13 protein-coding genes and 1 tRNA gene are annotated in these 15,378 nt (G+C 38.6%); 12 read left to right on the top strand and 2 right to left on the bottom strand.

The window, feature by feature from the left end:
• Nucleotides 1–139 precede the first annotated feature (139 nt).
• Entirely contained in the window at nt 140–2,251 is a 2,112-nt protein-coding gene (locus FJR08_RS12815) for a S8 family serine peptidase (RefSeq protein ID WP_168633420.1), read from the bottom strand.
• Nucleotides 2,252–2,900: 649 nt separating this feature from the next.
• On the opposite strand from FJR08_RS12815, the gene FJR08_RS22990 reads away from it, so the two are divergent.
• The 7 genes from FJR08_RS22990 to FJR08_RS12780 all read left to right on the top strand — a co-directional run bounded on the left by FJR08_RS22990 (nt 2,901) and on the right by FJR08_RS12780 (nt 11,012).
• Nucleotides 2,901–3,059 (top strand): hypothetical protein, encoded by a 159-nt coding sequence (locus tag FJR08_RS22990; protein WP_174782924.1) that lies wholly within the window; start codon nt 2,901–2,903, stop codon nt 3,057–3,059.
• 193 nt (nt 3,060–3,252) lie between these two features.
• Nucleotides 3,253–4,446, top strand: coding sequence for an NAD(P)/FAD-dependent oxidoreductase (locus tag FJR08_RS12805; protein WP_168633419.1), 1,194 nt, complete (start codon nt 3,253–3,255; stop codon nt 4,444–4,446).
• An 86-nt stretch (nt 4,447–4,532) separates the two neighbouring features.
• Nucleotides 4,533–5,186: an HAD family hydrolase gene (locus tag FJR08_RS12800; protein ID WP_168633418.1), complete on the top strand. Its 654-nt coding sequence runs from the start codon at nt 4,533–4,535 to the stop codon at nt 5,184–5,186.
• Nucleotides 5,187–6,048: 862 nt separating this feature from the next.
• A complete protein-coding gene (locus FJR08_RS12795) occupies nt 6,049–6,861 on the top strand; it encodes a carbon-nitrogen hydrolase family protein (protein ID WP_148762241.1) in 813 nt (270 codons plus the stop codon).
• 127 nt (nt 6,862–6,988) lie between these two features.
• Nucleotides 6,989–7,060, top strand: a tRNA-Gln gene (locus FJR08_RS12790).
• 471 nt (nt 7,061–7,531) lie between these two features.
• Entirely contained in the window at nt 7,532–9,736 is a 2,205-nt protein-coding gene (locus tag FJR08_RS12785; RefSeq protein ID WP_323294590.1) for a polysaccharide biosynthesis tyrosine autokinase, read from the top strand.
• 130 nt (nt 9,737–9,866) lie between these two features.
• The gene (locus FJR08_RS12780) at nt 9,867–11,012 is read left to right on the top strand and encodes a SpoIID/LytB domain-containing protein (RefSeq protein WP_041457843.1); all 1,146 of its coding nucleotides are present in this window, start codon (nt 9,867–9,869) and stop codon (nt 11,010–11,012) included.
• Between the two features lie 89 nt (nt 11,013–11,101).
• Here the strand turns inward: FJR08_RS12780 and FJR08_RS12775 are convergent, their stop codons facing one another.
• Complete coding sequence (locus tag FJR08_RS12775) at nt 11,102–12,361, bottom strand: hypothetical protein (RefSeq protein WP_168633417.1); 1,260 nt, start codon at nt 12,359–12,361, stop codon at nt 11,102–11,104.
• A gap of 127 nt (nt 12,362–12,488) precedes the next feature.
• Here FJR08_RS12775 and FJR08_RS12770 point away from each other — a divergent pair, with 127 nt between their 5' ends.
• The 5 genes from FJR08_RS12770 to FJR08_RS12750 all read left to right on the top strand — a co-directional run bounded on the left by FJR08_RS12770 (nt 12,489) and on the right by FJR08_RS12750 (nt 14,960).
• Nucleotides 12,489–12,965 carry a hypothetical protein gene (locus tag FJR08_RS12770; RefSeq protein WP_015079608.1) on the top strand — a complete coding sequence of 159 codons (477 nt, stop codon included), beginning with the start codon at nt 12,489–12,491 and terminating at the stop codon, nt 12,963–12,965.
• A gap of 441 nt (nt 12,966–13,406) precedes the next feature.
• The gene (locus tag FJR08_RS12765; RefSeq protein ID WP_168633416.1) at nt 13,407–13,562 is read left to right on the top strand and encodes a lmo0937 family membrane protein; all 156 of its coding nucleotides are present in this window, start codon (nt 13,407–13,409) and stop codon (nt 13,560–13,562) included.
• Between the two features lie 80 nt (nt 13,563–13,642).
• Nucleotides 13,643–14,053: a YggT family protein gene (locus FJR08_RS12760; protein ID WP_168633415.1), complete on the top strand. Its 411-nt coding sequence runs from the start codon at nt 13,643–13,645 to the stop codon at nt 14,051–14,053.
• Between the two features lie 154 nt (nt 14,054–14,207).
• Nucleotides 14,208–14,477, top strand: a complete 270-nt coding sequence (gene rpsO, locus FJR08_RS12755) for a 30S ribosomal protein S15 (protein WP_015079606.1) — start codon at nt 14,208–14,210, stop codon at nt 14,475–14,477.
• 12 nt (nt 14,478–14,489) lie between these two features.
• Nucleotides 14,490–14,960, top strand: a complete 471-nt coding sequence (locus tag FJR08_RS12750; protein WP_168633414.1) for a PAM68 family protein — start codon at nt 14,490–14,492, stop codon at nt 14,958–14,960.
• Nucleotides 14,961–15,378: the final 418 nt, after the last annotated feature.

Raw genomic sequence — 15,378 nt, 5'->3', positions numbered from 1 at the left:
TTACCAAATATAGCATTTCCTAGTCTAATGAAGTACAAAACTATCTACGTTTGTCAGCGTCCATCTGCGTTTAATTATTATTGCTTGTACATCACTAAAATAGGAATTGATATACCAATTAGCGATTCCAATTACGTAATTATTTATTACCCACTCCAATTACCAATTCCCAGTTATTAAGTTTGCCCACATCTAAAGCAGCGTAGTCAATAACTTGTAATTGCCAGTTGCCTTTTGCGGGTAAAGAAAGTAATTGTTTCAGGGCCGGATGCGATCGCACTGTGTAAGTATTTTGTAATTGGTTACGACGACCTAATGTGCGACTTTGTAATAAAATCCGCTGATTATTAGGAGCAATTAAATAAACTTCTAAATCTCCTAAAAAGTCATGGGTGATATTCACGGTAACTTGGATATCTGTGACATTGACAGCTTCATTAATAGCGATCGCACTTTTAATTCCCTGTCTATTATTATCAGGAATATTCACAACTTGAGAATTTTTGACCTGAATTTGTTTATTCGTAATTTTAGCAACCGCACCCATCTGCTGCGCTAGTCTTACAGCCTTAGCAGCATTAACTTTGCCATAACCAAACCATTGACTATGACCATTACTATCATAAGTACCCCCACGCACACCCAACTGAAGATCAGGGTTATTATCCACTATTTTATCAGCCGTATCTTGGAGAATCCGTTTAACTTGTTGAGCCGTTAAATCAGGATTAGCTGATAATACCAAAGCCGCTACTCCTGCCACAATGGGAGTAGAACTGGAAGTACCACCAAAGTTTTTAGTAAAATTTCCCGCATCATAACCAGCCGCACCTATTTGATCTGTTGTAAATACTCCCAATCCAAATAGAGAAGAAACAATTGCCGGTTGTGTATAAACAAAACCAGTTTCTTGAAACCACATTCCTGGGGGAGCATTATTACTGGGAGCGCAAACAGAAACATTACCTCCCCAATTACTATAAGCAGCCTTTTTATTTAAACTAGTAGACGCAGATACAGTCATCACATCAGGATGAACAGCAAAACCGCTTAACCAATTTGTCTTCCCTTGAACAATATTTTTCGGCCAATTCTGTTCATTTATAGTCCCATTAATGGGACGATTAGCATTTCCGGCTGCGAAAACAATCACACATCCTTTCCCCTTGCGTCCATTGGTAGCAGCCCGGTTAATAGCGGCTTTTTGCCGAATAGAAAGGGGAAAATAAACAGCAGAAGCTCCCCAACTACAAGAAATTACACTTGCGCCTTTTTCTATAGCCCAATTAAAAACATCCTCAATTGATTGATCATCTAAAAAACCAGTAGTGCGAATGGGCATCATTGCACAACCAGGTGCAACTCCCACAATTCCTGAACCATTTTCTTCAGCTACAGCTAATCCTGCACAAGCAGTCCCATGACTGGTTTCTTTTTCTCCTGGTAAGGGTAAAAAATCATTTTCTTTTAAATCTCTAGGAGCAACAATTTTCCCTGTACCTTGAAAATCTGGATGTTTTAAATCAAAGGAATCATCTACCATAGCAACCACGATAGAACGCACACCACGAGTGGTATCCCAAGCTTGTTCTACAGAAATATGCGAACCAGCTACCAATTGATTACTACTATTATGATTGAGATACCATTGCTGGGAATAAAGAGAATCTTTGGGTTTATAATTGGGTTCTTGTTGAATGAGAATATTCGATTCAGCCGCTAAAACTTCTGGCAATGTTTGTAAATAATTGGTAATTTTAACGGGATTTTGTGTGGCTTGTTTACTAACAATAAAAATGAAGGTATTTGGTATGCCGAATACTGGTTGATCTTGAACTAAATTCAATGTACTGGTAATAGTATTAATTTTAGTATTATCTACCCAAGTAGCAAATTGAATTGTAATTTGGTCGCTGAGATAAACAAAAGTTCCGGGATTATTTTCCAATGTATAAACATGACTCACAAAGTCTACGTTTTCATCAGCACGGAGTTGAGACATAACTGCATCTAGCTGATTAGGAAAAACCGTATATAGTTCTAGTTTCGCTTGAGGAATACTCCGCCGCCATACGCTACCAGGAATCTGTGATAATTTTTCATGGGGAAAATTAGCATTGGGACGAATAGTAAAACGATACAACGTTTTTTCTAGCATTAACTCTTCACCACCGCGTTGTAAGGTTAGTGACTGACTTTTATTTGCTACATCTGATTTAGGAAAATCCGCAGGATTAATATTATCACTCATAAGAATTGGGGATTGGTGGAATTAGCCAAATTGAAAAAATCTTGATTTGTAGGTTGGTTTGTAGAACGTTTATGTTCGCACAGCCATGGGACAAAATCCAACGCATTTGTTGGGTTTCCTTGGGTCAACCAAACCTACAAAAAATGGCGAATGTATTGACACTCTGCGGTCTAAAGACACGCAGATTCTTTAAGACCTGCTTAAAAAGGATAGTCAATTATCCTCCTAGACGCTCAAGGCAACTACCAGTACGACAGGTATTGCAATTGCGCTTACTTTTGATTTTTTTTGCTGCTTTTGTGAGTCCATCAATTTTTAATGTTAAACGCTCCATGATTTACCATTGCTTGTTTACCCAGGCTACAGCTATGCCGAGACGAGATAAATCAGGGGTTTCTCCTTAATAAAACACTTCTTTGCGCTGATGGTTATTCCTACTTGCTAATTAATTCTATCATGTCACCGCGAATAAATAGAGCCTCCGGCACGCTCCGCGAACGCCGTTGGCACTTCCTCCACGCATCTATTGCCAAGTGGCTTCCGTGCCTTTCGTTCTATTTGGTGAATATATTCTATTTTGTGGTGATTTGTAATTCAATTCGTTGTCCGAGTACCCCTAGAGTCCGTTCCATCGCCCAGACTTAAAGCAATGTATATTAATTTAATAGTAAGTAGTGATGGAGATATACCTTTATTTTTTAGAGGAGCATCAGGAAATGAATCAGATAAAACCGTATTCGCTCACATCTTAGTGGAATATTCTAAACAAATAGATTTTGACAGTATAATGGTTGCTGACAGTGCTTAATGAGCGTGAAACTAATTTAAAATTAATGGTGAATATGAACTGGATAAGTCGAGTCCCATTATCCATTAAAAAAGCTAAAAACTTGGTAAAAGCACTGATAAGTAAAGAACAGCAAACCAAGTGATATCAAAGGATATAGCTATCAAGAAGAGAAAGTATCTTACCCTGTTAGGATTTAGCACCTAAAAAAATTATGACTCAAGCAACTACAAAAATTTGTGTACTCGGTGGTGGCTTTGGTGGACTCTATACCGCCCTGCGTTTAAGCCAATTACCCTGGGAATCTACACCAAAACCTGAGATTATTTTAGTAGATCAGAGCGATCGCTTTGTCTTTTCTCCCCTCCTTTACGAACTCCTCACCAGAGAACTCCAAACCTGGGAAATCGCCCCACCCTACTCAGAATTACTCCAAGGAACAGGAATCCAGTTTCACCAAGCCGCTGTTTCCGCCATAGATATCAACAAACAAACAGTCCAATTAGCAGATAAATCAGAACTAAATTATGACCGCTTAGTCTTAGCCTTAGGTGGCGAAACCCCCCTAGACTTAGTTCCCGGCGCTGTCAATCATGCTTACCCCTTCCGTACTATCACAGATGCCTACAAATTAGAAGAACGGTTGCGGATTCTCGAAGCAGCAAATCCCGAAAAAATCCGTGTCGCCATAGTTGGTGCAGGTTACAGCGGCGTAGAATTAGCTTGTAAACTAGCAGATAGAATCGGTGAAAAAGGACGTTTCCGCCTGATTGAACTTAGCGACCAAATTCTCCGCACTTCCCCAGAATTTAACCGTGAAGCCGCCAAAAAAGCCTTAGATAGCAAAGGCGTATTTATTGACTTAGAAACCAAAGTAGCAGCAATTGATCAAAATAGCATCTCTCTGGAGTATAAAAATCAAGTAGATACCATTCCCGTAGATGTAGTCATTTGGACAGTGGGAACAAAAGTTTCTCCAGTTGTCACAGCCTTACCCCTCAAGCAAAATCAGCGTGGACAAATCACCACCACAGCCCAACTACAAGCCATAGAACATCCCGAAATCTTCGCGTTAGGAGATTTAGCCGACTGTCTCGACGCAGACGGAAAACAAGTCCCCGCCACCGCCCAAGTTGCTTTCCAACAAGCTGATTATACCGCTTGGAATATCTGGGCTACTATTACCAATCGTCCCCTCCTTCCCTTCCGCTATCAACCATTAGGAGAAATGATGGCTTTGGGAATAGATAACGCCACCCTCACCGGGTTAGGTGTGCAATTAGACGGGTCTTTTGCGTACTTAGCCCGTCGGCTGGCTTATCTGTATCGTTTACCAACTTTAAATCATCAGTTGAAAGTCGGTTTTAATTGGTTAGTTAGCCCTATAATAGAAGCCATTTCTAAGTAATTAAAGATCCCCGACTTCTTTGAGAAGTCGGGGATTTGGACAAATTCAGATATCATTGCTACGTATTTAGTTAAAGTATTCATTTTATGAAAAAGCCTAAAGTTATTTTTGTAGATGCTGTGGGGACATTATTTGGTGTTAAAGGTAGTGTTGGGGAAATTTACCGACAAATCGCCCGACAATTTGGTGTAGAAGTTTCCGCCCAAATTTTGGATGAAAACTTTATGAAAAGCTATAAAGCATCACCACCACCGATATTTATTGATGCAGATATCAAAGATATTCCCCAGCGTGAATATGATTGGTGGCAGATAATTGCTTTAAATACCTTTGAAGGTGCAGGAGTTCTCCAACAATTTACCGATTTTCCCGCTTTTTTTACCGAACTTTATATCCACTTTGGGACTTCCGAACCGTGGTATGTTTATCCTGATGTTAAGTTAGCTTTAATCAACTGGCGACGCTTAGGAATTGAATTAGGAATATTATCTAATTTTGATTCTCGTTTGTATTTAGTATTGCAAGGTTTAGGACTTAAAGAATATTTTACTTCTGTGACCATTTCTACTCAAGTCCGTGCTGCTAAACCAGATCCAGAAATTTTTAAAATTGCCTTAAACAAGCACAAGTGTTCACCGGAAGCCGCATGGCACATTGGCGACAGTATAACAGATGATTATTATGGGGCAAAATCCGCAGGAATAAGAGGTATTTGGATTAACCGTAATTCCACTGAATAATACCGTAATTGTCCGGTTAATAGAGGTTTATGGTGTAAATTTTTCTGGCAAAGATTCTATATATAGTCATAAGACCTCGCGGTAAGTGGGAAACGAGCGCGTCTTTAGACCTGAGAGGGAAACGGCACGAGGGATTTTAATCCCTGTGGTATGTTAGAATTAAATTGTGAGTAAGAACAAAAAACATCTACGTGTTGAAGCATCCTAGTACGGAGAAATTCCGGCTCCTATGAAACAACGGTTAGGTTTAAGTCCTAACGGCAGTATTGACAAGAAAGAGCGAGTAATGGCAGGTTGTGGAGCGTACCGCGTCTTGGCTTAGTGATGGATTCTAAAAACACTGAAAACCATAAAAGTAAGCGCAATTTCGACACCTTGATTGGCAGTTGTTTTGAGCGTTTAGGCGGCGTTTGACGGTCGCAGCGAGATTAGATTGAGCTAAACTCTTAATTTAATTCTGTCAGTAGAATCTCAGTGGCTTGGCTCCCTGAGAGTGTCAAATTCATAAGTTATCGCTGTTACCTCTAGAAATTAGATGGTTAAATGAAAAAACTAATTGGCAAAATGCAGAAGGTTTAGAAATGGCGAAAAATCTGCCATTGGCTTTAAAGAAACGATTTTTGAGAGATTCTTATTCTTAACTCCTTCTTTCTACCTCGGTGACTCTAGAAGTTCAAATGGCATGATATGACGATATATTTAAATATCTGGCGTTGCTGAATTGAGAGATGAAAAGCAAAAATTCCATGTCTGAAACTCTTAAACTTTGCGCCTTTGCGCCTTTGCGTGAGGCAAATTCATACTTTCATTCACCAATGCCAAATATCTACATTGTCTCAATTTACCGTTTGTTTTTGAATCTATGAAGTCTTATTTAGCCGCCGCTATTCAAATGACCAGTGTGCCTGATTTGCAAAAAAACCTGGCACAAGCAGAAGAATTAATTGATTTGGCCGTGCGTCAGGGTGCGGAATTGGTGAGTTTACCAGAAAATTTCTCTTTTATGGGAGAAGAAAAAGATAAACTAGCACAAGGAAATGCGATCGCCCAAGAAACGGAAACATTTCTCCACAAAATGGCACAACGCTTTCAAATTACCATTCTCGGCGGCGGCTTCCCTATCCCTGTGGATCATAACGGTAAGGTTTATAATACAGCATTACTTATCGGTGCTAACGGTCAAGAACTCGCCCGTTACCAAAAAGTCCATTTATTTGATGTCAATGTTCCTGATGGTAATACCTACCAAGAATCAAGTACCGTCATGGCTGGACTGGAATTACCTCCTGTTTATGCTTCCCCTGACTTGGGGAAAATTGGCCTTTCTATTTGCTATGATGTCCGTTTTCCCGAACTGTACCGACATTTATCAAGTCAGGGTGCAGATATTTTATTTGTTCCCGCCGCTTTTACCGCTTTTACTGGTAAAGACCATTGGCAAGTATTATTGCAATCTAGAGCCATAGAAAATACCTGTTATGTGATTGCACCCGCCCAAACTGGTACTAACTATGACCGTCGCCAAACTCATGGCCACGCCATGATTATTGACCCTTGGGGTGTCATTTTAGCAGACGCTGGGGAAAAACCGGGAGTGGCGATCGCCGAAATCAAACCTACCAGACTAGAACAAGTCCGCCGACAAATGCCATCCCTACAGCATCGCGTATTTTAGCCACTCAGACTCCCGCACATCCCCAACTTCTTCAAGAAGTCGGGGATCTTTCCTAAGTAAAATCTTTTTTCCCAAAACACTTGACATTATCCCAAGAGAACTGCTATATTCTCTATAGTGAACTCATTGGGGCGTAGCCAAGTGGTAAGGCAGTGGGTTTTGGTCCCGCCATCCCTAGGTTCGAATCCTAGCGCCCCAGTTATATAGAAGGCAAGTTTTTAACGCTTGCCTTTTTTGTTTTTACATTGCACCAAGCTGGAAAAAGTTCTTCTTCTGTCGCTTGGATTCAACAAAGCAAAACCCAAGGCATTTATTAAGTCATATATTAGGCTATCGCAAGGCATAAGTGCCATCACTACGCAACTTTGACGCGAACAACCCAACCTAAGAATTAAAGCTTTTTTAAATTTGCTAAAGGTATTGCTGGTACCTCCTCCCAAGATAAATATTTGCAGAAAATTTATGTTCCTCACACTGATTAGACATATATCTAGTTGAAGGTATTAGCCAAGAACTACTTGCTGAATATTTTCTGTTAAGTATATCTGTAATCAGAGGAAGAATAAGTATTGATTATTAAACAGAAAACATTGAGTATCAAATATCTCTAAAAGTTTTCTAATTATCATCTTCTTCCAGATATATTATTGAATTTGAGAGGAATATAATTGTGGCTACAAATGCGATAACGTTAAAAAAATTGCTTAATAGCTATACACATAGTGTAGTTGATATCAAAAAAATAACTGCGATTGCACTTCACCACCGTTGGTTTATTCTAGGGATTTCTTGTGCGGTTATGTCAGTAACAAGCCTCTTAGCTATTACTAGTAAACCAACTTATCAAAGCTATATGCAAATATTGGTAAGTTATAATTCAGATAAATCTTTACCAGCTAGTAAGCCAGAAAAAACGACAAAAGACTTACAAAAACCACAGTTATCATCTATTGACTACAGTAGTCAAGTGAAATTAATGCTGAGTGCTAAATTAGTGCAAAAAGCTGTAAATTTACTTCATACTGATTATCCACAGATGACCATAGAAGATATTTATAGTAACAGCAAAATTGATAGAACTTCATCTTTATTACCAACTCAGTTACCAGTAGATACAGAAGTTAATCAAAATTTAAACCAAGTATTTTCGATCTCTTTTACAGACAAAGATCCTCTGAAAAGTAAAAGAGTATTACAAGCTTTAGAGAAAGTATATCAGGACTATAATACCGATCAAAAAAATCAGCGGATTAATCAAGGGTTAGTATTTGTTAATAACCATCTACCGCAACTGCAAAGAGATGTATTAAAAGCCGAGAAAAAATTAGAAAAATTTCGTCAACAGAATAATTTAATTGATCCAATTTTACAAAGTAAAATTTCACTACAGTCTTTAGCAGATATTCAAAAGCAGCGACAAAAAACTCGCGCTCAACTGCAAGATGTACAGACTCGACATAACAGTATAGAAGAAGCAATTGCTTCTTCTCATCAAAGTCAAATAAATATTGATGATTCCCTTGAATCTCGCCAATATCAAGCCTTAATTCGTGAACTTAAGCAAACAGAAAAGGAATTAACTCAAGCTCGGATACTTTACACAGAAAAATATCCAATTATTGAACAACTGAAACAAAAAAAACAAATTATCGTCACACTATTACAACAACAAGGACAAAATAAAGCCGTTGATATCAATAGTAAATCAAAATCATCAGGACAAATAATACCTAAGTTAGAAAATGATTTAACTCAATTAAAAGTGAACGCATTAGGACTAATTGCTCATGATCGTGATTTGGCAAAATCCGAACAAGAAATTCGTTCCTTGCTGAGTAAATACCCAAATTTGATTACAGAATATAAGAGGTTAGTTGCAAATGTAGAAATTTATCGCAAAACACTGCAACAATTGGCGCAAGTGCAAAATTCATTAGGTGTAAAAATTGCTCAAGAAGGTTTTAATTGGCAAATTTTAGAAGAACCCGCTTTGGGAATACATATAGGGAATTTGCGCTGGTTGCTAATTGTTGGCGGCATATTAATTGGTCCAATATTGGGTTTAGCAGCAGCTTTAATTTGGGGAAAATTTAATAATGCAATTTTCTATACTCAGGACTTACAAAATCTCACAAATATTCAGTTATTGGGGTCAGTACCAAGATTAGGAAAACGTAAAGATAGTTGGACAAGCCAACTCCAATCTATAGTTAGAGATAAATCTAAAAATCTGGATATTTCTCATCAGGAAATTATTAAGAATTTACCTAATCATCAGAACTTAGATATTATTTACCAGAATATTCAGATGTTAAATAATTCTCTACCTTTAAAATCATTGATGTTAACTTCTGCACTACCAGGAGAAGGAAAAACAACTTTGGCTTTAGGGTTGGGGTCTAGTGCGGCTCGAATGCACCAAAGAGTATTAGTAATTGATGCTAACCTGCGTTCTCCCAGTTTACATAAAACTCTAGGGCTGACTAATGATTGGGGTTTATCTTTATTACTTGTTGATGATATTAATCCATCATTTCATAATTATATTCAACCCATTCACCCAGCTATTGATGTTTTGACTGCTGGCCCCATACCAGAAGATGTGGCAAATTTATTGAGTTCTGAGCGAATGCAAGAATTAATGGATTTATTTGCCCAAAATTATGATTTAGTGCTGATAGATGCGCCCTCTGTTTTAGATACAGTTGATGGTAGAATTGTCGCTTCTTTATGTAATGGGATTATTATGGTAGGACGCATTGGTAAAGTTACTCCCAATAAACTGATGGAAGCTACAGAAATTTTAAGCAAGTTAAATCTAATTGGTATTATTGGGAATGAAGTTTATGATGCTCCCCAAATATTGACACCATGAAAAAAGGAGTCAGGAGTCAGGAGTTTAGAAGAAGAAAGAAGAAAGAAAATTACCGAGTTTCCAGTTCTCAATCTGTCTGTTTAGAGAATTGCTGAACTAGAATAGTAGACGCTTGTGATCAAACAATAGTATGAAATTCCCACTGTTATTAGGCAATTTGTTTTCTGAGATTAAAGGTAGACATTGGTGGATAGGTATCCTGATGTGGTTTGTATTACTTGCTCCTGCACAAGCATCTGTAATTCTGCGTGTGGCAATTGAAAGAGAAGTCAAACAGGTAAAAGTCGGCGCTTCCACAACCGCTATTGTCAAAGATAGTAGTGGTAAGACTCTGGGAGAATTACCAGGAATGAGTGCCTTTGCGGCTCAAGCAGTTCCTGGAGGTGTAGCTTTAGATAGATGGCAATCCGGGTTATTTTGGATAGAACCCACCAATAAGGGATATGTTTATATTGGCGATCGCTGGTTTCGTGGTAGAACCCTAGTAGTACCCACAGCCAACGGTTTAACTGCCGTTAACTGGGTAGATTTAGAAGAATATCTCTACAGCGTCATTGGTGGAGAAATGGATACTAGCTGGCCACAAGAAGCCCTCAAGGCCCAAGCCATTGCTGCCCGTACCTATGCCCTTTATGAACGGGAAAGACAGCGGAAAAATCCCGTTTACGATTTAGGGGATAGTCCAGACCGTTGGCAAATTTATAAAGGTGTAAGTAGTGAATCTCCTAAAACTTACACCGCAGCAGATACCACCGCAGGCAAAGTCTTAACCTACAACAACCAAATCATTCTTTCCGTCTTTCACGCTTGTTCTGGTGGACACACTGAAAACGTTGAAGATGTTTGGGTTAGCAAAGAACCTTACCTGCGGGCTGTTCCCGACTTTGACCAAAAGATCAAAGAATGTAACTGGGTAAAAACCTTCACTCCCGGAGAAATTAGCGCCAGAATTTCCGGTGTTGGTAATGTCAAAGACATGATTATCGAAACTCTCTCACCTTTCAAAAGTGTCAAATCCTTAAAAATCATTGGTGATAAAGGAACTAAAGTTCTCCAAGGTGAAGAAGTTAGAACCGCACTCAAAATTAAAAGTACCCGGTTTATTGTTAGTAAAGATGCAAATGGCGGTTTTGTTCTGCAAGGATTAGGCTTTGGTCACGGTTTAGGAATGAGCCAATGGGGAGCTTACGAATTAGCAAAACGTGGTGCAAACCACCTGCAAATTTTAGGATATTACTACAAAGGTGTAGCCCTGACACCTATTCAGGCAAAGTAGGGGCAGGGGGCAGGGAGCAGAGGAGCAGAGGAGCAGGGGGAAAGAATTTTCCCATTACCAATTACCAATTACCAATTACCAATTACCAATTACCCGTCACCTATTTGCTTATTCTGAAATTCCTGTTCTAACAAATCTGTTTCTGTAGAATAAACAGAATCTTCTTTACCAATAACTTTTTCTGTGGCAAATTCACGAGCAAAAGCGATCTTTTTCTGCAAAGAATCATCTGCACCTGCTAATAATCTAGCTCGTTCTTGACGTTGAAGATTGCGAGTAGAAACCTGATCATTGCGTCGTTTAATCCAAAAATACCGGATTAAAGGAATAGCTAAAAAACCAATACCATAAGCTAATAGAAGTCCATAAATCCCTTGCACAAAAGCGACTAATCCCCCAATTTGAGTCGCAATTGTGCCATTTTTCAATAAATTACCCAGGATTAAAGCCCCAACAAAATTCACTCCTCCCAAACCAGCACTGAGCATAAGTTGTCCAGAACTGGCAGAACTAAACTTCCAGGAAAATTCATGCAAATATTCAGATATTGAACGCCGCTGTTTTTTACTTGCTCTTACCTGTAATTCTGGGAAATAATAAACTATTTGCCCGTCAGAACTTACCTGGGGCATTCCATTAAATCTTACCAACACAGGCAGCATATAATCCTCATATTCTTGTTGATATTTTGCGCCAATATCATCTAAATAAGGAGCAATTTGTTCTGCAACTACAGCACCTTGATTATTACTAATCACAGCCCCAATTTCTTCCCAGCGACGTTCTTCCAAATTGGCGTTAGGATCACCATCACCAAAGAGAAATGAAAATACAGCTTCAAAAAAATTCATTTCATTATTTTCACCCCGTTCCCTCCGTCGTTCTTGGTAGCTATCACGATGATTTGGGCTAAAATACCAGAATAAATCTGGAAAGAAAAAGAAATTAAAACCTCTAGAATTATTACTGCGATTGTCATTATCCCGATCTGAATTAGCATTCATGATAATGATAATAGTCAGAGTAATCAGCAAAATAGAAGCAACTAAAAGGACACCAAAGGAAATCCGAATTAGATAAAATAGCACAGACCAAACTTTTTTCCACCATTCTTGCAATCGGATTTGCAAGTATTTATTGCGGATAATATCCCGAAAATTTTTGGGAAATTGGTAAACAACATCACCTGATTCTGCAACCTGCAAATGTCCCCCAGCGTCAGCAGCAAGGGCTAATAAACTTTGGTTGACTTCAGCTATATTTAATCCTATCTGGGTGGCTACATCACCAACTGTGACTCGGTAGCCCAGTTGTTCCACAGAACGCATAATGGCGGGATTGGGAGTCATAAATTTGCCATTTTGTTATATTTTGGTTTACCTTTATTCAGTATAATTGAACTAAAATTTCTTTTCTTTGCAATTCTTAATTGCAATCATACTTTTCACAAATTAGCTAGGATTTATATATACACCTATGGTTCAGTACAGTCTCGCTCAAAGCCCGGAACTTATCCTGATTGTTCCTGGTAAAGATTCCGCTAAAGCCCGTGATAAAGCCATGGATCAACTAATGGAACTCATGGAGGCTGGTGAATTACCAACGGAACTAGAAGAGGGATTTGGTCCGCAACAATTAATTGAGGTGAAAGAACCAACTACAGATACTTCTAGCCGTGAAGACGAAATTACCCAAGCCGTGCAAATTCTCAGTAATTTAGCTTCCTTGAAGTTAAAAGTCCAAGAATCACGCACTGAAGCCTTAGAAATTCGTCAAGCCATTGATGTGCTGTTTTCCGATAAATCTGTCACCGAGGAAGAAATAACCCATCTTAAAGAAGGTTTTAAAGTTCTCAAAAATTTTGCTCAAGCTAATCTGCGTTACCAGGAAGCGAGGGGAAAAGCAGAACAAGCTAGACAAGTTTTAGATCAAGCTCTCAAATCACCGGAGTAATATTAGATTGGATATCTCCAGAAAATAATGTAGAGACGTTCCATGGAACGTCTCTACAAGGGTTTTAGGATACGCATATTTAAATTCGGTCGTTGTCTATTAAATTTGTTCTCTTTCTGTTGGACTATCTCTTCTTGAGGATTGAGATTCAATCATATTCAGATAAGATATTTGCATAACCAAAGACTTCTGTAGTAACACACTATATAGGGTTTGCTGAAAAAGTCTTTTGGTGAGGGCTAGGAGTCAGGAGTCAGGAGTCAGGAGTCAGGAGGAAGAATTAGAAGGAGGTAAGAATAGTTTCAAATCTGAGAAAGTGATAAGTTTTTGATGGTTTTAACGCTTATTCCTTGCACCTAATTCACCTTTTTCAACTCTGAAACTCCTAATATATCTAGGTTTTCGGTTTATTCAGCAAGCCCTATATAATAAAAGGGAAATATGATTAATCTAATTTGGACGGCTACTGTTGTACTCTTTGTCCTCTGGCTGTTAGGATTCTCAGTTCATGTCGGGGGTAGCTTGATTCATCTGCTTTTAGTTTTAGCTCTAATTGGAATAGTTTACAATTTACTAGTTGGTCGCCGCATAGTCTAATTTTTGAGGATGCAAGGCTGTATCTGAGGTTTGAATACAAGCACTGAAGTTATAGCCATATTAATAAAAATCCCAAACTTATGAATAGAAATCCTCATGAACGAAGCAATTCTGCGCGAAGGCAAGAACTTCGTAGTGAAGAAGAAAGTTTCCGACTGCAACAGGAAGAGGGACGACTTGAATCTGGCAAACGGAGATCTATATTTGCCTGGATTATCAATAGCATTTACCTGCTAGTGGGAATGCTGGAAATCCTGCTCATGTTACGCTTCTTTCTGCGTTTTTCCGGGGCAAATACGCAAAATACCTTTGCCCAGTTTATTTACAATCTTTCTGCTCCCTTCATTGCGCCATTTTCCACCTTGTTAATTAGTCCTGTTGCTGGTGGTGGAGCGAATGTTTTTGATGTCAATGTCCTAATTGCAATTATCGTGTATGCTCTCTTAGGCTGGCTCAGTGTATGGCTGGTCAAATTTCTCTCTGGTCGGTAGAGAAAAGTTGAAAAATGAACGGATTTAATTTAATTACTATTGTTAAGCCCTGAGAGTGTCAGGAGTTCTAGAGAAATTTGCCACAGCAATGGATGGGTGTGATATTATAGGAAACTGCTACACAAATTTAAAAACAATCACAATTTAAGCGACCATGGCTCTGACTCAACAGCGCAAACAAGAAATAATTTCTGGCTTCCAAGTTCATGAAACCGACACCGGTTCGGCTGATGTTCAAATTGCCATGCTAACTGACCGCATTAACAAGCTCAGTCAACATTTGCAAGCTAACAAAAAAGACCATTCCTCCCGCAGAGGACTGTTGAAGATGATTGGTCAAAGAAAGAGTCTTCTGGCTTATATCCAAGCAGGTAGTCAAGAAAAATATAAAGCTTTAATTACTCGTCTCGGTATTCGCGGTTAGGAACTAATTCTTATGGCTGCTGAAGAATCGGAACGTAGTCCATTGCCTTTTGAGCCAAACAAAAAGCGTCCCAAACCCGCTAAGACTGTAACTAAGTCCGTCATTAAAACCCAAGCACCCCAGGAAAAACCGCAACAGCAACGTCGTTATTCTAAACAAGAAATGGCGATTCCTGAAGTAGTCAGCCAGCGAATGATTCGCAGAGTGGCTGGTTTTTGCGGTATTCCCACAGCTTTAGGGATTACTAGTTTGATAGTTAGCTATCTATTAGTTACCTTGGCTGATATCCAACTTCCGCCTATCGCCGTTTTATTGGTGAATATGGGATTGTTTGGGTTAGGTGTGGTGGGAATTACTTATGGTGTTCTTTCTGCTTCTTGGGATGAAGAAACACCGGGAACTTTTCTAGGTTTTGATGAATTTAGCACTAACTGGGGAAGGATGACCGAAGTTTGGCGTGATACCCAGAAAAAGAACGTCTAACAAGCAGCGTCCAGGTAATAACTGTAATGTGGGGTAATTTGGAAAATGAGTTTTGAAGTGGAATTTATATCACTTTAACTTCAAGTTTAAAAGACTGTATTTTTCTAGTTTATACCCAATATTCAGCAAAAAATACCTGGCGCTACATTTGTATTTATATATTTAAAAGAATATGTTTTAATTTCTCAAAATGAAGTTAAGGTAGAAGTTTATCGTCAAGATGAAAAAGGAAATTGGACTATACAAACTTTGATGAATCGTGATGATAAATTACATTTAGATTCCGTTGGGTTGATTCTATAAATAGCAGAAATATATGAAGATATTATTAATATTTAATTTTCCAATTTAGTTATAGAAAAAAATAGCAGATAGATTAAACCACAATTCAGACAGGACTGCGTTGAGGAATATATAA

Origin of the sequence: Dolichospermum sp. UHCC 0260, from assembly GCF_009711985.1 — a bacterium.
Lineage (GTDB): Bacteria > Cyanobacteriota > Cyanobacteriia > Cyanobacteriales > Nostocaceae > Dolichospermum > Dolichospermum lemmermannii.
Note: the sequence above shows the minus strand (reverse complement) of the source record. Positions and strands in the feature narration are given on the sequence as shown.